The organism is Chryseobacterium indologenes (assembly GCA_016025055.1).
GTDB classification, from domain to species: domain Bacteria; phylum Bacteroidota; class Bacteroidia; order Flavobacteriales; family Weeksellaceae; genus Chryseobacterium; species Chryseobacterium indologenes.
The window spans coordinates 272,365-290,499 of record CP065590.1 but is presented as its reverse complement, the minus strand read 5'-3'; the positions used below and the strand labels follow the sequence as shown (position 1 = coordinate 290,499).

General features: G+C 37.8%; 14 protein-coding genes and 3 pseudogenes. 8 read left to right on the top strand and 9 right to left on the bottom strand.

Going from position 1 to position 18,135, the window contains the following annotated elements:
• The 4 genes and pseudogenes from H3Z85_01300 to H3Z85_01285 form a co-directional block, all read right to left on the bottom strand.
• Positions 1 to 1,625 (bottom strand): annotated as a pseudogene (locus tag H3Z85_01300) (T9SS type A sorting domain-containing protein).
• Positions 1,626 to 2,123: 498 nt separating this feature from the next.
• Positions 2,124 to 3,169 (bottom strand): annotated as a pseudogene (locus tag H3Z85_01295) (anhydro-N-acetylmuramic acid kinase).
• Positions 3,170 to 3,181: 12 nt separating this feature from the next.
• The gene (gene lptC / locus H3Z85_01290; protein ID QPQ52177.1) at positions 3,182 to 3,772 is read right to left on the bottom strand and encodes an LPS export ABC transporter periplasmic protein LptC; all 591 of its coding nucleotides are present in this window, start codon (positions 3,770 to 3,772) and stop codon (positions 3,182 to 3,184) included.
• Between the two features lies 1 nt (position 3,773).
• The gene (locus tag H3Z85_01285; GenBank protein QPQ52176.1) at positions 3,774 to 5,087 is read right to left on the bottom strand and encodes a hypothetical protein; all 1,314 of its coding nucleotides are present in this window, start codon (positions 5,085 to 5,087) and stop codon (positions 3,774 to 3,776) included.
• 429 nt (positions 5,088 to 5,516) lie between these two features.
• Here H3Z85_01285 and H3Z85_01280 point away from each other — a divergent pair, with 429 nt between their 5' ends.
• Positions 5,517 to 6,635 (top strand): DNA polymerase III subunit delta', encoded by a 1,119-nt coding sequence (locus tag H3Z85_01280; GenBank protein QPQ52175.1) that lies wholly within the window; start codon positions 5,517 to 5,519, stop codon positions 6,633 to 6,635.
• Between the two features lie 117 nt (positions 6,636 to 6,752).
• Here the strand turns inward: H3Z85_01280 and H3Z85_01275 are convergent, their stop codons facing one another.
• The gene (locus H3Z85_01275) at positions 6,753 to 7,748 is read right to left on the bottom strand and encodes a hypothetical protein (GenBank protein QPQ52174.1); all 996 of its coding nucleotides are present in this window, start codon (positions 7,746 to 7,748) and stop codon (positions 6,753 to 6,755) included.
• A 371-nt stretch (positions 7,749 to 8,119) separates the two neighbouring features.
• On the opposite strand from H3Z85_01275, the gene H3Z85_01270 reads away from it, so the two are divergent.
• The 5 genes and pseudogenes from H3Z85_01270 (at position 8,120) to H3Z85_01250 (ending at position 13,922) form a co-directional block, all read left to right on the top strand.
• Positions 8,120 to 8,746, top strand: coding sequence for a TetR/AcrR family transcriptional regulator (locus H3Z85_01270; GenBank protein ID QPQ52173.1), 627 nt, complete (start codon positions 8,120 to 8,122; stop codon positions 8,744 to 8,746).
• Positions 8,730 to 10,046 carry a TolC family protein gene (locus tag H3Z85_01265; protein ID QPQ52172.1) on the top strand — a complete coding sequence of 439 codons (1,317 nt, stop codon included), beginning with the start codon at positions 8,730 to 8,732 and terminating at the stop codon, positions 10,044 to 10,046. Before H3Z85_01270 ends, H3Z85_01265 begins: the two co-directional genes overlap by 17 nt.
• A 16-nt stretch (positions 10,047 to 10,062) precedes the next feature.
• Positions 10,063 to 11,166, top strand: coding sequence for an HlyD family secretion protein (locus H3Z85_01260; GenBank protein QPQ52171.1), 1,104 nt, complete (start codon positions 10,063 to 10,065; stop codon positions 11,164 to 11,166).
• A gap of 91 nt (positions 11,167 to 11,257) precedes the next feature.
• A pseudogene (locus H3Z85_01255) lies at positions 11,258 to 12,833 on the top strand (DHA2 family efflux MFS transporter permease subunit).
• A gap of 486 nt (positions 12,834 to 13,319) precedes the next feature.
• Positions 13,320 to 13,922, top strand: coding sequence for a hypothetical protein (locus H3Z85_01250; GenBank protein QPQ52170.1), 603 nt, complete (start codon positions 13,320 to 13,322; stop codon positions 13,920 to 13,922).
• A gap of 58 nt (positions 13,923 to 13,980) precedes the next feature.
• Here H3Z85_01250 and H3Z85_01245 read toward each other — a convergent pair whose 3' ends face one another.
• Together H3Z85_01245 and H3Z85_01240 are read right to left on the bottom strand one after the other, a co-directional pair.
• Complete coding sequence (locus H3Z85_01245; GenBank protein ID QPQ52169.1) at positions 13,981 to 14,994, bottom strand: quinol oxidase; 1,014 nt, start codon at positions 14,992 to 14,994, stop codon at positions 13,981 to 13,983.
• 48 nt (positions 14,995 to 15,042) lie between these two features.
• Positions 15,043 to 15,420: a hypothetical protein gene (locus H3Z85_01240; protein QPQ52168.1), complete on the bottom strand. Its 378-nt coding sequence runs from the start codon at positions 15,418 to 15,420 to the stop codon at positions 15,043 to 15,045.
• Between the two features lie 155 nt (positions 15,421 to 15,575).
• On the opposite strand from H3Z85_01240, the gene H3Z85_01235 reads away from it, so the two are divergent.
• A complete protein-coding gene (locus H3Z85_01235) occupies positions 15,576 to 16,136 on the top strand; it encodes a DNA-3-methyladenine glycosylase I (GenBank protein ID QPQ52167.1) in 561 nt (186 codons plus the stop codon).
• Positions 16,137 to 16,248: 112 nt separating this feature from the next.
• Here H3Z85_01235 and H3Z85_01230 read toward each other — a convergent pair whose 3' ends face one another.
• Both H3Z85_01230 and H3Z85_01225 read right to left on the bottom strand, forming a co-directional pair.
• Positions 16,249 to 17,004, bottom strand: a complete 756-nt coding sequence (locus H3Z85_01230) for a hypothetical protein (protein QPQ52166.1) — start codon at positions 17,002 to 17,004, stop codon at positions 16,249 to 16,251.
• Between the two features lie 116 nt (positions 17,005 to 17,120).
• Positions 17,121 to 17,504 carry a helix-turn-helix transcriptional regulator gene (locus tag H3Z85_01225; protein ID QPQ52165.1) on the bottom strand — a complete coding sequence of 128 codons (384 nt, stop codon included), beginning with the start codon at positions 17,502 to 17,504 and terminating at the stop codon, positions 17,121 to 17,123.
• 89 nt (positions 17,505 to 17,593) lie between these two features.
• Between H3Z85_01225 and H3Z85_01220 the strand changes: the two genes are divergently transcribed.
• Positions 17,594 to 18,124: an NAD(P)H-dependent oxidoreductase gene (locus tag H3Z85_01220; GenBank protein ID QPQ52164.1), complete on the top strand. Its 531-nt coding sequence runs from the start codon at positions 17,594 to 17,596 to the stop codon at positions 18,122 to 18,124.
• Positions 18,125 to 18,135: the final 11 nt, after the last annotated feature.

The window sequence follows — 18,135 nt, the reverse complement described above, 5'->3', positions numbered from 1 at the left end:
TTATTTTTTAATCAATTTAGCATTCGCCGTTTTATTGTTATCCGTTTTTATGGTCACCAGATACGCTCCCTGAACTAAAGCCTGCGTGTTGATCTTAGTCACTTTATTCTTTGTTCTCAAACTCTGAAGCTGTCTTCCGCTCATATCGTACAACACTATCTCCGTTTCTTTGAAATCAAAGCCGATTTCTACGTATGCATAGTCTGAAACAGGATTCGGATAGATTTTAATATCATATTTTGGAATCAGCTGGTCTATCTGTTTATCTCCCAGTTTTACGATCTTCCAGTTTTCCTTTCCTAATTCTGTGGCACTGGTTCCGGCAAGAATGATAGAGCCGTCTCTATTCAGTTTCAAGTCCGAAAGTCGCTCTTCTTTTTGTCTCGATTCTCCGCTTACATGTTTTCTCCACTGTTCATTGCCGTTGCCATCCAGATAGAGCATCCAGAAGGTTTCATCGTCCTTTTGAACTCTTCCTTCCGCCTGGGTATAACCACCAAGTAAAATTCCTGTGGTAACATCTTGATTCTTGGATCTTGATTCTTGGCTCTTCAACATCACATTCATTCCCATCAGGATATCCCGGTTTTTGAAATTGTAGGATCTTTGCCACTCTTCATCACCTCTTTCGTTTACAGCAATCAACCATAGATCTGTGCCTTCTTCAATTCCTACAGATTTGTTTCCTGACCTTTCGGATCTTGATTCTCCACCGATAACAAAACCTGTAGCAGTAAGAGCCAGCGTTCTGATATGGTCATCTCCTTTGCCGCCGAAATCCTTTTCCCATTCTACTTTTCCATTTTTGTCGAGCTTTACAATCCAGTAATCACCTTCACCGAAATTGCTGCTGGATTTTGAGTAACGGGATTCGGAATTTGGGGTTTTATTATTCAGGTCTGAAGTGGTAGACCTTGTATCACGAACCTCAGAACTCCTCGAATATATTCCCAGTAACGCTCCTCCATCCCTGGTCGGAATCATCTTCTCAACTTCATCCAGACCTTTGCCCCCTACAATCAATTGTAACAATTCTTTTCCGTCTTTGTCCAATCGGATGATCAGGACATCTTTGGAGCCATATCCTTTTGATGAATTTTGTACATTTCCGGCTACAAAAAATCCTAAATCGGTAGTCTGAATAACTGCCCTGGCTTCTTCATCCGCCGAGGTTCCAAGCGTTTTCTGCCATAATTCATCTCCAAACTCATTGATTCGGATCAGCCAGATATCCGAGCCACCCTTAGAATCGTCTTTTTGTCCAATCCTTTCCCGGAATAAGAAGTTCCGGCCAACAGAAATCCACCATCCTGAGTGGTTACTGTAGAGGATAGATAATCATGATTTGATCCTGAGAAATACTTTTCCCAAGCCTGCTCTCCCTGTTGGTTGAGTTTGACTGCATGGAAATCGTAACCGTTATTCTGTTGTTTTCCAGCCTCTAGCTTCGTGCTTGCTGACCGGATAGAACTGCCTGTGATAAGATATTGCTGGTCAATTGTCGTAGTGACCTGGCTTAGAAAATCCTGAGTGGAAGATTTGATGTCTTTCTGCCAGAGAACTTCCTGGGCAGACACCCGTAAGAATGCGCATACTACAGATGCGCCGAGATAAAGTTTCTTCATAAATATTGTTTTTTGAGATTAATAATTTTTTGTTGGGTAAAGATGAGATAAGATGGATCATGATACAAATGAATGATTTATAGATTCATGAATTTATCAAGCAAAATTCATGAATCTGCAAATTGTAAGTTATTAATAACTAAACAACTATAAAAGTTTTGAATTTACTTCTATATCTGTTGAAACGATATTGGGAAATAGATCCCAAGTAGATTTTTTTCATGTTTTGTATCAATTTTTGAATGGCATAAGATACCATTTTTATACTTCCAAGGATTGTGAATCGTATAATTTTTCTTAATCTCTGTTACAAATATATTGATGCAATGCGACAAACAGTGTCGTATTATGTATAAGGTTGCGTGAATTTTAAAAGGTTGAAAAAGCAGGAGATAGGCCTGATCTAAAATGGGAATACCTCAGAAAAGAAGACCTCACCCTCAAATAACAGTACAGGATAGGATTTTATAAGTGAAAAGAGTAGGAGATATAGGGTATTTATGCCATTAGACCGGAACAATGATCCGAAATGCTTCCCGTAGCAGAAGAAAGAACATTAATTTCGTTATGCATTTTCAGAACTCCCATAAAAGCGAAGATCAGTGCTTCTTTGTACTCAATAATTTCCTTGTCCGGAATGATGATTTCAGATGTTGTTTTTGACTTTATTTTTTCAATGAGAAAAGTATTGTAAGCACCTCCTCCGGTAAAGAGAATATTTCCAATCATATTCTTATTAATGACATAAGAAATCTGGTCTGCGATATGTTCTGTAAATGTTGCCAACGAATCTAGTGGATCCGTATTGGTAAGCAATGGAAATACATAACGGTTACACCATTCTATTCCTAAAGATTTTGGATGAGGTTGCTGATAGAAATCCAGTAGATTAAGCTGCTCCAGCAAGATATGATTTATTTTGCCCCTTCTGGCCATATCTCCATTATGATCAAAATTTTCACCTAATTGTTGGGCCAGCGAATTTAGAACGATATTAACAGGTGAAATGTCAAAAGCAATTCTTTTACCGGCAGATTGCAGCGAAATATTAGAAAACCCACCAAGATTAAGACATGCATTATATTGAGAAAAGAGGTGATGATCCCCTATGGGAACCAGAGGAGCTCCATTTCCTCCCATCAGGACATCCTGGCTTCTGAAGTCGTAAATTACGGGTAATCCGGTCTCCAGTTTTATAGCTCTTCCGTCACCTATCTGAAGGGTAAATTTTCTTTGAGGCTGATGGTAAATCGTATGGCCGTGTGAAGCAATTAAGTCTACCTTTTTGAGCTCATGCTTTCTGAGAAAATCTTTAACCTGTTGCCCAAGATAAAAACCGTAGTCTGAATGGAGTTCCAGAAGTTGTTCTGCAGGTAAATGAATAGCATTTTTTAAGCTTATTTTCCCAAACGGATGAATAGGGAATTGTTTCAGTCTTGAGGATTGTAAAGGTCCATTCTTTTTTGTTGTTCAAACTCTGCAAGACAGATGTCTAATCCGTCCAGGCTTGTTCCTGACATCAGTCCAATAGCAAGAGTTTTCATGATAAGCAGAAGTTATTTTTTATTTTCAGAAATTCTTTTAGAATTAAAATCTCCGGAGTTATTATAAAAAGTATATTCAGAAAAGTCGTCTTTGGCAGTCATTCCATTGGCGCCTACCAGTGTGGAGCCGTCTTCCATGGTGACATAGACTGTATCCTTGGTATAGATTCTTTTTTTTCTCTGATCCCAGTAAATACTTTGCATGGCAAACTTTTGCCCTTCATTGGTGGTGATTCTTACATCTCCTTTTGCTTCGTAGAACTTTTTATAGTCATAGAACTTAGCATATTTGGCTTTGATGGTTCCCGGTGTTTTAGGTTTTTTCTTATCAAAAAACTCAATACTAATTCCCTTTCTGGCTACAGTGTAGATGCTGTCTATAAGTTCATATTTTTCGATAATGGGGGCTTTGGCTTTCATGGTGACAAAGCCGGAATCACGCTGTATAATATTAGCATTATTAATGACCTGGGAAGGGAAGTTTTTACTTTCGCTGCCTTTTCGCTTGGTAAGATCCTCTTCACACGAAGTCAGTATAAAAAATATAGCACAACTAAAAAGGCATGCTATATTTTTATATGATATTTTTTTTGAAAGCTTCATTCTAGTTATAAAGGGCCTTTCTGAACCATTTATCAGCAAAGTTAAAGCCGACTTTCAGGTTGATGAAATTCTGATTGATCAGGTTGTTTTTAAGAGTTCCTCTTTTACCAAGTTCTACTCCAATTTCAAGACCGCTCATTCTGGTAATACTGCTGTTTTTGAATGGAAGCATTACACCGGCAGAAATACCGAATTTATTGATGCTGTTTCCATTGGCATCAAGCTCACCAAGTTCGTTGATGGCAAGATTTCCTCTTTCATAGAAAGCTCCGTAACGGTAGATAATTCTTGAGAAATAATTTCTGAAGTTATTGTAATTCGGAAGATACCATCCTCCAGCAGAAACTCGGTATGTATCCTGAAACTTTTTCGTCTGACCGAAATACGTAATCTCTTCGCCTTTTTTATAATCAATCTGTCCTGAAAGGAACCAATGGTTCTCACTTCCATAACCAACCCCTAATGAGGCCTGAAGTGGAAGAAGGTTTTTAGAGCTCGTAGACTTTTGTTCAAGAATACTTTGATCAACCTTGTTTCCAGCTGTATCAGTAAATCTGTATGTACTGTTGGTATACTCGGTTGTCATATTACTTGTATTTCCAAAAGTAGCGGTAGCTCCGATTGTTAATTTTTTATCAGTACGCGGATTGAGTTTCTGATAGCTTGTCCCCAGAGTGAAATTAAAATTCCGTACCCTGTTTTTCATTTCGTATCCATTGATGTACTGTGAATTCGAAGCACTGAATTCATTAAGGTCATATAAATCTCCAAAATAAAGATTCGCTCTTGCCCCTACAGAGAATTCCTGGTTGATTTTATAAGATAAAGCAACCTGGGCTGTATTCAAAGTACCACTACCGTTAAATCTGTTCTGATAAGTTACATCATTACCATTGTCAGAGGCAGTCTGTTTGGTTATAATATCGTAAGCTTTTGAACTATAAGGCTGATAAGAAATTCCCATTTTCATTTTTGAAGATAAAGGAAATGCCAAAGCGATATTGGATAGATACGTAGAATGCTTTGTAGATTTCATATCGTTATAATTCGATTTGAAATAATTGTTTTCGTTGGTAGCTTCCAGTCTGATGCTTGTAAGTTCAAAGTTGGCGTTATTTGCCGGGTTAGCAAAATTAAAACTGCTGGTGAAGTCACTAATAAAAGCGGTTGATATTCCCCCCATGGAAGCAGTTTCGATCGTATTATCATATTTTACATCTCCAATTCCATATGCTGCATAAGGAGAGTTACTTAGACTCTGCGCATTTAGAAAATATCCAACTGATATGAATGATACTACAAAGATTCTTTTCATTCTTTATTTTTAAAACAATGCGCAAATATCTTAAATATTAATGAATTGTAAAAATTATATGTGGTTAAAGTTTGTTAAGGCCTTATATTTAAAGGAAAAACGTAATTATCCTTAGCAAAACAGCTGATTTTATGAGGGAGTAAAAAGGCCGTTCAAAGAGGAATACACGATCATTATATAGTAACAAAGCATATAAAAATACAACTGGAGTACGGTTATAATGGTATTAAAGTTATAAAAACTGTATTTTTTATGGATTGCGATCCCTAAGATTCCCACGCCGCCCAGGTAATTAATGACGGCTTCTGTAAATAATACTACTGTCGATCTCCGCATTACCGCTGGTTATATGATAAAGAATATGCCACTGAAAGATATATTTAACAGACTTAATTTTATAAATTGAAGTAAGATTTTTATCTTTGAAACATGAATTGGGACAACATCGCCGGACAAGATCATCTTAAAAAACTTCTCAGAGAAAGCATTACCGAAAACAGGGTGAGCCACGCCCAGCTTTTTGTAGGAAAGGAAGGGTACGGGACCCTGCCTATGGTACTGGCTTATGCAAAAGAAATACTAAGTCAGGAAAATGAGCATGCCGCTTCCAAAGTAGAGCATCTTAACCACCTGGATCTTCATTTCAGCTTCCCCGTTTTTACTGATAACAGAAACTCTCTGAGTAAAAATAAATTTGATGATTTCAGAGAGATGATTCTCGATTCTCCTTATGCCAGTTATGATGACTGGACTGCTTTTTTAGAATCCGAAAATAAACAGCTCTTTATTTCTGCAGATGAAATTGATGACCAAAACCAGAAATTTGCCTTAAAAAGCTATGAAGGAGGAACCAAGATCCTGATCGTATGGAGAGCCGATAAAATGAACGTGGCAGCTTCCAATAAGTTTTTAAAATTCCTGGAAGAACCTCCCGCAAAGACTGTTATTCTTCTTACTGCAGAAAGTACCAATGATATACTGCCAACCATTCTCTCCAGGACACAGATTGTAGAGGTCCCAAGACTTGGCGATGAAGATCTTGAAAAATACCTTACCAAAAACTTCTCCGTTTCTGCAGAGAAAATAAGAGAAATTATTCACGAAGCTCAGGGAAACCTGAATGATGCCATAAAACTTCTGAATTCAGGAGATAAAAGTAATGAATTTGAAAAGCTCTTTGTACAATGGGTACGTGATGCCTTTATGGTAAAAAAGAAACCCGAATATCTGAAAAGTATTATTTTCTGGGCAAGAGAGATTGCCGGCTGGAACAGAGAAAAGCAGAAAAACTTTCTCAATTATTGTTCCGAGATTTTCAGACTGGCACTTCTGCAGAATTATCAATCAGAAAACCTGGTGTATAAAAAAATAGATGCCAACGGATTCAACTGGGCAGGATTTTCAAAATTCATCAGTGGGGCCAATATTCAAAGTATTCTGGAAGAAATAAGTACTGCAGATTTACATTTGACCCGAAACGGAAATCCTAAAATTGTCTGGACCGACCTTGGAATAAAACTGTCAAGATATATCCATAAAAATTCATAATTCAGTCAAGGCAGCAGATGCCTGAAAAAAAGGAGAAAACAGATCTGTCTTTCATCCATTCACCGGCTCGCGGATTATGTCTTTATAATTCTGTTTATTTTGACAGCTTTGGTCTCATTATAAACTTTGTAATGATGTTTGAAATTCCTGAAGTTCTTTTTCCATAAAATCCGGGTTATTGAGCTGCTTTCGCATAGATTTAATATTGCCGATAGTACTTTCGAGAGCCGTTTTAAACCATGGAAATTCCTGGCACAAGGAAGTAAGCTTTGCCAAAGCCCTCAGAGAATTATCGGTTTGTGATAATTGTACGGCGTGCTCATACCGGAAGACCGGGCAATAGTAATATTCTTCAGATACATGATCCCACGCATCATTATCAGCTTCCGTATTCATCAGGTAGAGCATCGCAAAAATAGAAGAATCAGTATATCCTTCAGAGAATATGAAACAATCCAGAACGGAGTCTGTATCATTCCTTTCTATCTTTTTGTCCAGTACCTCATGAAATAATGTATGGGAAAGCTCTTTTTCAGAATGATTGCCGATTATATGGAGAACCGTGGCATATTCAACTTTTACGGAATCGTTTTCAGGATGATTTTGATAGGCTGTTTCTATATATTCCTTTGCCGTGACATTATCCAGTAATACCCTGTAAAGTTTTGAAAGCGAAACAAGCTCTTCCACAGTAAAATCTCTTTTATCTGACATGTTTTTTTCAAAATACTGAAGCGCCTTTTTAGGATAACGGTCTTTTACAAATCTTTCAATTACCTGCCAGGGTTCAAGTTTTTCAAATTGAGTCTGATCCCAGAAATGATATAATAATGATATACGATCCCATTTTGACTGGATACCCGTCCACTCATTGAAAAGATCCCTGTGAGTTTGATATGTAACATCAATACTATTTCCGTTACCATCTTTACCCTGAGTGTTGAAATCAAGGCCCGGATCAGAATGAAATCTTCTAAATGCTTCAATACTCTCAAGGGTAAAACGATTTCCGTCCTCATTCACCGGCGGAACCCGTTCTTCCAGTATCATATCCGTATTTTCAGGTATTGAAACGGCTGTCACTTCCTCTGGCGCGTCAATGGTAGAAGTCATTTCGTTTGTCTGATCTTTTTTTTCTTCTTCTTAAAAAGGAAATCAAATAAGCCCATAGAATTCGTTTTCTGTAAATATAATATCTTTTTTGTCCTGTTGCCGGATTTTCAGATAAATCTTCGAAGCAGCAGTTGTTTTATGATGAAATTGTTAGCAGGTTTACAAAAAGATCCTGGTATCGTTTTTACATTTTCATCCATTTTCCAGACTTTTCATATTGGCTTCACACTCCGGGTGTAAAATGCTCTGTAACTTATTTATAGAGAAGGTCTTTGTAAATAATTAATTAAATCTATATTAAAAAATCAATCAATCGTTTGATCTTATTTAAAACTTGTGTAAATTTGCGCCCTGAAAAATGGACAACTAACATGATTTCAAAAGAAGAAAATATATTATTCGCAGCCGAAAAGCTTTTTGCTGAAAAGGGGTTTGAAGGAACCTCCACCAGAGAAATAGCAAAAGCGGCTCAGGTAAATATCTCTATGATCTCATATTATTTTGGCTCTAAGGAAAAGCTTTATGAGAAATTAGTTGAATACAGAATGAATGAAGGCCAGTTTTTTTCTAAAGATCTTTTGGGAAGAACTGATATCAACGAATGGGAGAAGATTGAAAAAGTAATTGATCAGTTTTCAAGCAGGATAAGGACACAAAAATGTTTTTACAGAATTATGCAGAGGGAGCAGTTGCATACTCAGAATCCTCAGATTGTAGAATTTTTGAAACAAACCAAAATGGGATTTATTTCTATGTACTCCCAAATTTTGGAAAGCGGTCTTAAAAATGGAATTTTCACCAAAAACCCTCCAATTTATCTGCTTCATTCTACCGTCAGCGGAACTTTATTCTATGCATTCAACGCGAAAGAAATGTACAAGGAGTTCCTGAATGATACAGAAGATGAAGAGGTTTTTGATGAAAAATACTATACAGAACTTAATAAACATATAAAATATTTACTAAAAGACCTTTTAGGTTATGAAGAGAATAAATAACTCAGTGATTGCATTATCACTATTCATAGGAATAGCAAATGCAAATGCCCAGGAGAAAAAAACACTTTCTCTTGACGAAGCTGTGCAGCTGGGAATCCAGAACAGCAAGAATCTCAAGATCGATGCAGCCAAGATCGAGGAGGCTACAGCTGATCTTTTGGAGGCTAAAAACAGACAGCTTCCGGAATTAAAGGTTTCAGGAAGCTATATGTACCTTCCGATAAAGCCGAATGTGGATATCAAATTGCCGGGTCTTGCCGGTGGAGCAGGAGGCCCAGAAATACATCAGGTTCTTTACGGTTCAGCCAATCTTAGTGTTCCTATCTACAGCGGGGGAAGAATCAAGTACGGGATTCAATCTGCAAAATATCTGGTAGAAGCATCCAAGCTGAGTACAGAAAATGATAAAATAGCGATTGCCTACAATGTAGCACAGGCTTATAACAATTTGTTTAAAGCCAATCAGTCTATTAAAGTTTTTGAAGAAAACCTTGCTGCATCTCAAAAGAGAGATGAAACTTTCCTTAAAATGGAAAACAACGGCTTGATTGCAAGAAACGACAGATTAAAGGCAAACCTGCAGACCTCAAATATCGAACTTCAATTGTTGGAAGCGAAAAATAACTACAATATTGCCAATATCAATATGGACTTATTGCTAGGCCTTCCTGAAACAACTGAGCTTGAAGTGGATCAGAATTATATCGAAGAGGGAACAGATATAAAACCGGTTGATTTTTATATAAACGAAGCGAGAGAAAACCGTAAAGATTTACAGGCTTTAGCACAACAGAGAAAAGCGGCCGAGCTGGGAACAAAAGCAGCAAAAGCAGAAAATCTTCCGTCAATTGCATTTACAGGAGGATATGTAGCAGCAGATATTCCTAAGTTTCTTACGGTTTACAATGCTATCAATGTAGGAGTGGGAATCTCTTATAATTTATCAAATATCTGGAAAGAAAACTCATCGTTGAGACAATCGCAGGCCAGAGAAAAGCAGCTGGCAGCTACCGATGAATTACTGAATGACAACATTAAGCTTGATGTAAACAGAGAATACCAGAATACAGATTATTCTAAAAAGAGGATTTCTGTGTATGAAAAATCTGCAGAGCAGGCAAATGAAAATTTCAGGATTACAAAAAATAAATATGACAACGGTCTTGCAACCATGACAGAATTACTGGATGCAGACGCTGCACAAATAGGCGCTAACGTAGGAGTAATCAATGCAAAAGCAGACGCTGCATTAGCCTATAGAAAACTATTACAAACAACAGGAACTTTAACAATTAAATAATCAGATCGAAACCAAAATGGAAAATAATAATACACAGGTAGCTGAACCTAAAAAGAAAAAAAGTTTAGTCTTTCCTATCATTTTAGCAGCTGTTGTCATCGGGGGAGGAATCTACGGTTACAGAGCTTACACCTACGGACAGTATCATGAAGAGACGGACGATGCTCAGATTGCTTCCAATATGGCACCGGTAATCTCTAAAATCTCAGGATATGTCGCTGAAGTAAAAGTGAAAGACAATCAATTTGTGAAGAAAGGAGATACATTGGTTATTTTAGACAACAGAGATCAGAAGATGGCCCTTGATCAGTCACAGGCAGCACTGGCAACAGCAAAAAGCAATATTTCAACTGCTGAAGCTACTACTACGGCGACTTCTAAAAATATCAACAGCTCTCAGGCAGCTGTAGCTACAGCAAACGCACAGATTGAAGCGGCAAAAGTAAATGTTTGGAAAACTTCACAAGATTTAAAAAGATATGCTAATCTTGTAAAAGATCATTCGATTACAGAACAACAATATGAGCAGGCTTTGGCGGCAAAACAATCAGCAGATAAGCAGCTTCAGGTATTGGTGGAACAAAGAAACCAGATTGCTCAGCAGACGACGATCGCTTCTTCACAGACTGCGGCAAGTTCTCAACAGATCAGTGTAGCAAGTTCAATGGCAAAACAAAGAGAAGTAGATGTTGAAAATGCAAGATTAAATTTATCATACACTGTAATTGTAGCTCCTGAAGACGGATACGTAGGAAAAGTACCTACCCAGGCAGGCCAGTATCTGCAGGCAGGTGCACAATTGTTTGCCTTGGTGAAAAACGACCAGAAATGGGTAGTTGCCAACTTCAAAGAAACACAGGTGGATAAGATGGTCGAAGGACAAAAGGTGAAAATTGAGATTGATGCATTCCCTGATCAGGAGTTTGATGGAGTGGTAAGCTCATTCTCTCCGGCAACAGGAGCTACGTTCTCTATTCTGCCTCCGGATAATGCAAGTGGTAACTTCGTTAAAGTAGTGCAGAGACTTCCTGTAAAGATCGATTTTGTAAACCTAGATAAAAATATTGCAAAAAGATTAAGAACAGGGATGAACGTGAAAGCAGAAGTTTCCTTGAAATAGTATTCATGTACTTACGTAAAATGTATTCTTGATGAATTGAATCATTAATACATCCTACATTTTACATTAATACAAATATTCGAATAAAATTATGCAAGATTCATTAGTAGAATATGGAGCCCGAAGAGTAATCATTACGATTACGGCTATTCTTTGCGCCCTTCTTGAGATTGTGGACTCCACGATTGTGAATGTTGCCCTGAACGAGATGAAGGGTAACCTTGGAGCCACACTTTCTGAAGTAGGTTGGGTAATTACAGCCTATGCCATCGGGAACGTAATTATCGTACCGATGACGAGCTGGTTGTCTCAGCAGTTTGGGCGTAGAAATTACTTTGCGGCCTCCATCATTATATTTACCGTATTTTCATTTCTGTGTGGAAATGCGACCAATATCTGGGAACTCGTATTTTTCAGATTGATGCAGGGAATCGGTGGGGGAGCCTTACTGGTTACTTCACAGACGATCATTACGGAATCTTATCCGATTGAAAAAGAAGTATGGCTCAGGCTATCTATGGGTTGGGAGTAATTATCGGCCCAACGTTAGGTCCGCCACTGGGAGGATACATCGTGGATAACTTCAGCTGGCCTTATATTTTCTATATCAATATTCCGATTGGTATTGCAGCGACTCTGATGACGCTTCAGTTCGTAAGAAGCCCGAAATATGCGGAAAAACGTAAAGTATCGGATGTAGACTGGATAGGTATTGCCTTACTGGCTATAACAGTCGGATCTCTACAGTTTATCCTGGAAAGAGGGCATGAAGAAGACTGGTTTGCAAGCGGAATGATTGTAGCGTTTACCATAGCGGCCATTTTAGGATTTATATTATTCCTTTGGCGTGAGCTTACCTTTAAGTATCCGATTGTGGAGCTTAGAGTCCTTAAAAACAGTAATTTAAGAATCGGAACAATGATGTCATTTGTGTTGGGATTCGGGCTGTATGGTTCGACATTCATTGTTCCTCTTTATACACAAAGTATTTTAGGCTGGACGGCGCTGCAGTCTGGTGCACTGATGATTCCGGCAGCGCTGACGACCGCTTTCATGATGCCTATTATCGGCAGATTGCTTGCAAAAGGTGCTAAACAGCAGATCCTGGTATCTCTAGGATTGTTTATCTTTTTGTCTATAGTTTCTGGGGATATAAAATCCTGACTCCTGATACCGGTAAAGATGCTTTCTTCTGGATGCTGATTGTAAGGGGAGCCGGGCTTGGATTGCTCTTCATTCCGATTACTTCCTTGTCATTAAGTACACTGAAAGGCCAGGAAATCGGACAGGGTGCAGCCTTTACAGGAATGATGAGACAGTTGGGCGGTTCATTCGGTATTGCGGCCATTACCACCTTCATCGCTAATGCAGGCCAGAAATACAGGAATAATTTAATTTCGCATCTGGATCAAAACAGCTTTGATGTCCAGCAAAGACTTGCCGCATTAAAAGCCAATTTTATGGCTAAAGGAATGACTCCTGATGCAGCAATGAATGCGGCGTATAAAATGCTTGATTTGTCAGTCACCAAACAGGCAACAGTATTATCCTATATGGATGTATTTCTTTACCTTGGAGTAATATTTTTAATATGTATTCCGTTTATCTTATTTATTAAAGAAAGAAAGAGTAAAGAAAAAATAGATTTGAGTGAAGCCATGCACTAAATTTTATGACAACCTCCGAAACACTTCGGAGGTTTTTTTATGGAATAACCGCGTCTTTTTGACCCGTTAAGCCTTTGTTTTTCATATTCAATTAAAATGTAAGTCTTCATATTAATTTATTATTATTTTAAGGTAAAAATAATGTCACTTATTGGAGAATTTATTTATTTTCTTTAGCTTTACATCACCAAATGAAAAAATATGAACAGATTCCCTCACTCTCATCATGTCTTTCCCACAGGCAAAGACGAGTGCAAGCTTCACAATGCTTGTCATAAAAATGATTCCTAGATCAGATTGATGATACCGTTGGCATAATGGTATTGCTGCCTTTCATCAATGTAAAGGTGTGTTACCGGTTTCTGAAAGTCGGTTTCCGGATAGACTAAACAGGATGATACGAAAGGTTTTTCCTGTCAGAATGTGAAATGAAGGTAGTTCAATTTCTTACCTACAATTATCCCATGACATTTACAAAGCTTTACCATGAATAATAAACAATTGCCGGAAACCTTTTTGGCGTTATCCAGTTTCAGAAAAAATGATATCTATCTTCCTGAAATGGATCAGGATCAGATCATCTCAGATTTTTTTCCCGGAACTTTTACAGAATTAATACAGCGTTTGTCCGATATCACCGGATTATTCTACGGAGGGTTGCTTAAACAATCAGGAAAACTTTTTGGTCCTGAGTCGGTTGAGCAGCTTTCGAGCGCCTTTATGTATGATCTTGGAACGAAAATGACCCTCAGAACTTTAGGAGTAAAGCCGGACTTACCCTTTGGGATTCCGAGTGTGGTTAAAATATTTATTGCAGCAATTTTTACATCCAGTCCCGAATATAATTTTGAATTTAAAGAATTAAATGATCAGAAAGTTGAAATGTTGATAAAAGGAACAGACCGCTACCATAGAATCACACAGAATCTGGAAATTGCAGATCTGTTACAATGGCCGGTTATAAAACCTTTTATACAAGGTGTATGCGATACTATGGGGCTGGATGTTTTACTGCATATAGAAGTATTGAAGCTTGATCCGGACAGTTCATGTATCTATAGGATTATTGCTTTGAAAAATGCGAATTAAAGAAATAATGTGTGCAAAAATTAGCTGGAGCGGGCCTTAAGGCCCGCTCCAGCTATGATTATCTGAGAGTTTTTACCCATTCAATTCCACTGATATCAATCAGCTTTAAAGTATGGATCTCACTTTTTTGAATGATATCTCCAATATTAATGCTGATATCAGCTTTAGCACCAAGAGGAATTACAAGACTGTGTTTCCCGGACCGGATTTTAGCCACATAATGGTTTTCGATATTTTCTTGAGCAAATTTTGAAAGATCCGTGTGCGAAAGTTCCTTTAAAACATTCCCGTTTTTGTCAAGAATATGGATTCCGATTAAAAATGAACCGTAGACATCAGCTCCTTCAGTTCTGTACAGCTGAAATTTCAGAAGCGATTTCTCATGGGAAATATTCGAAATTTCGATCTTCGGTTGTACAGATTTATTGTGTAACGTTCCCCATACGCCTCCATGGAAATATTGGTTGGTGTATAAGGTAAGTCCAAAAATGATTAGGGAACCTGCCAGTACAAAACTTTTTACGTTAACTACAGGTAAAGGGCCAGAACCTAGCCATCGGAACCATGTTGAATATGTAAAGCTTTTGCTTTTTTTGATGAAATAATGATCAATGGAATAGGTACTGCTTCCTGTAAGAAACAATACAAAACCACCTGCAACTCCCAGAACACCAATTTGCCATTCATCTACACAGGTCGTTCCCAGCCAGCCCGACCCCAGAAGGATTCCCAGAGCTAGGCTGAAAATTCCGATACTCATAAGTCTGGTGAAAAATCCAAGTATAATCAGTAAGCCTACAACGGCCTCAATAATGGTAAAGGTCATCATAGACCTCTGTAAAGAATCCGGGTGAGTGACCAGATACTCAATGATAGGTTTGATTCCCAGAGCATTGGGTAGAAAATGGTTGAATTTTTCTCCGATATATCCGTTTTCATCGGGAGTAAGTTTGTTTTCAAGAATAAGTCTTCGCCAGAATGCTGAAAAGTAGGTCCATCCGATAACCATTCGGAGCGATAAAGTGTATAATCCAGCCAGGTCATAAGACTGGTTGTTTTTTGTATTTTTCATTGAAGTGATATTATATTGTAAAAAACTGATGATGAGGCTTAAGGAATTTTAAGCCAGATCCAATTTCAGTCTTTTAAATAAAATATACTTTGGCGGGCTGTTTCCTGTAGTATGCCCCGAATATTTATTGAGACAAGGTTTTTCTTGTCCCGGATTCCTTATGGCAGCATTAATTTCCCAAAAAGATCCTTTGGATTCGTTTTCTGCCTTGGTTTTTGCACGGGAGATACCGGAGGAAGTTGTAGAAATATCACAGTGTAAGGAAAGTCCGGAGGTTACCTTTACCTTGTTTAAACCACTGATATATTGAATGTCGAAAATATCAAGAACATTTCTTTTTACAGAACATGGCGATAGGGAGAACACCAGTATAAGCATCGTAATGACTGCTTTGTACATTTTGATATGGATTCTGGTGTCTGACATTATTGCAAAACTACACTTTATTTTAATTTTAGCTTAATAAATTGTGCAAATTCATCCCTGTAATATCTTTAAGGTTCAAAAAATAAATCCTACTGACTAACAGTTGTCACAATCCTGTATTATCTTTACATCGTCAAACTAGAACAGATATTTCAATGAGTTATTGTTTAGCTATAGAAGGGATGCAGCCCGAAAGCCGAAAACAGCTGCATAAAAACTACCATGATAATTATTACGGATTTCCAATTCATGATGATAATGAATTATTCGGAAGACTGATTCTCGAAATAAATCAGGCGGGTTTGAGCTGGGAAACGGTCCTGAAAAAAGAAGAAAACTTCAGGAAAGCCTATGATAATTTTGATATTCAGAAAATTGCAGCTTATACAGAAAGTGATCGCGAAAGGCTACTGAGTGACAGCGGGATTATCAGAAATAAACTAAAGGTAAATGCCGCCATTGAAAATGCCAGAACTATCATTGCTTTGCAGGATGAATTTGGTTCCTTTCAAAAATGGCTTGAACATCACCATCCTAAAACATTACAGGAATGGATGAAATTATTCAAAAAAACATTCAAATTCACAGGTGGTGAAATTGTGAACGAATTTCTGATGAGTACAGGATATTTAGAAGGTGCTCATGCAGAGACTTGTCCCATTCATTCTAAAGTGTTGGCCCGGAAACCTCTGTGGAAACAAACGATAAAGAAGTAGTATAAATATTCGGGGATCACCAGTATTCCCGGGAAACGGTTACTTTTTCAAGAATCAGGACATGAAATCTCACGTCCTGATTTTTATTGTATTTTAAACTATAATTTTAAAATTATTTTCCACCATTGGCTTTAAGATCTGCCTTACAGTTCGTATCCAGCTGTGGGATGGAACCTGTGATAATAAACCCTAAAATATCTGTAGTTTCAGAGGCATAGTACATCAGACAGTTTTTATTGTTGCAGTGATTACCATTCGATGAATCTTTGTGGTCAACCTGCATTGATGATCCCAAATCGACTAATCCCAATAAATGTCCGATTTCATGTTCAAGAACGGTTGCTTCCAGCTTAGTTCTGCTTGTCTGTCCCACTCCTCCGGAATTGTCATGTATTGTTTTTCCAAATAAGGCAATGGAGGTGTTTCGGTAAGCGATCCCTAAAGTATTGGCGCTACCCGTATATTGTCCGTTGGTATACAGGATATTGACTGCCATTGTAGTACCATTGGTAAACACCGTACGGTTGGTATTTTCAATCTTTCTGATATCTTCGGCAGACAAAGTGGAAGCAGAAGTGCCGGGAATTTCCCGCAGACTGATTTTAATCCCGTTATCTTTGCGCAAGGAGGTAGCAAGGAAATTTTTTACATGTTCTATAGCCTGTGAATCCGGTGCATATCCGGGCATGTACTGAATCTCTATTGACAACGAGTTATACCTGTTGTTGCTTAAAAGATCATTAGCAGACGCTCCTACGGAACGGGAGTGATTATAATCTGATGTACCGTTGTTAAATTCATTATTATCTCTGCTACAAGATAACACTAAAGCAAAAGCTAATAAAAGTGGAATAATTTTTTTGATCATATCGTTTTGTGTAAAATAAACACTGCAATAATACTGAAAATAAAAATTATATTCAATTTTAATGAAAAATTACCAACGAACCTTAGTTTGTTGTCGGATTTTGATGAAATGAAACCTTAGTTATTGTTGTTTTTACAATCATTTTCGAGTAAAGCCTTATGTTCTTTACCCCATTTTTCGAATTCCAGAATGATGGGTTTCAGCTTGTAGCCGATTTCTGTAAGCTCATATTCTACTCTCGGAGGAACTTCAGCAAAGACTGTTCTGGTGACAATTTTATCTTCTTCCAGTCTTCTGAGCTGTAGGGTAAGCATTCGTTCCGTAATATTCTGGAGCTTCTTTTTAAGTTCTCCAAATCTCATTTTACCATTAACCAGATAACAACAAATAGCCAGTGACCATTGTCCTCCGATAAGATTCGAAGCGTAGATTTCCGGGCATTCATCAGCAAGGGCTTTTTTATTGGCAAAATTGGTTGAGGTTTCCTTTATTTTAGTCATACTTACTTTTTTTATAGTACCCTACAATGGGTAGCTTATATACGAAATGTAAGTTACGTATATTATTTTTGTATCAGAAATGTAAAGTAATGAAAACGTTAATAATTGTCACTCACCCTGAAATTGAGAAATCCGTCATCAATAAAAGATGGATTGAAGAACTGAAGAAATACCCTGAAAAATATACAGTACATCAACTATATGAAGCCTATCCCGACGGAAAGATAGACGTGAGCCGGGAACAGGAACTCATGGAAGCTTATGATAAAGTGGTGTTTCAGTTTCCATTTTACTGGTTCAGCAGTCCGCCACTTTTAAAACAATGGCTCGATGAGGTTGTATTATACGGCTGGGCCTATGGAAGCAATAGTGGTTTTAAACTGGCAGGAAAGAAAATGTCGCTGGCTGTCACAGCCGGAATCGATGAAGATGGCTATTCAGCCTCGGGAGAATATAAATATACGATGAACGAGCTTTTCAGACCCTATGAACTGACCTTTGATTATATACAAGCAGAATATATCAAACCTTTCGTGTACTACGGAATAGAAAGAGATTCTTCCGATGAATGGATTGAGAGGAGTGTTCCGATGTATCTGGAGTTTTTGGATAAGTTATAATCAGCCGAAAG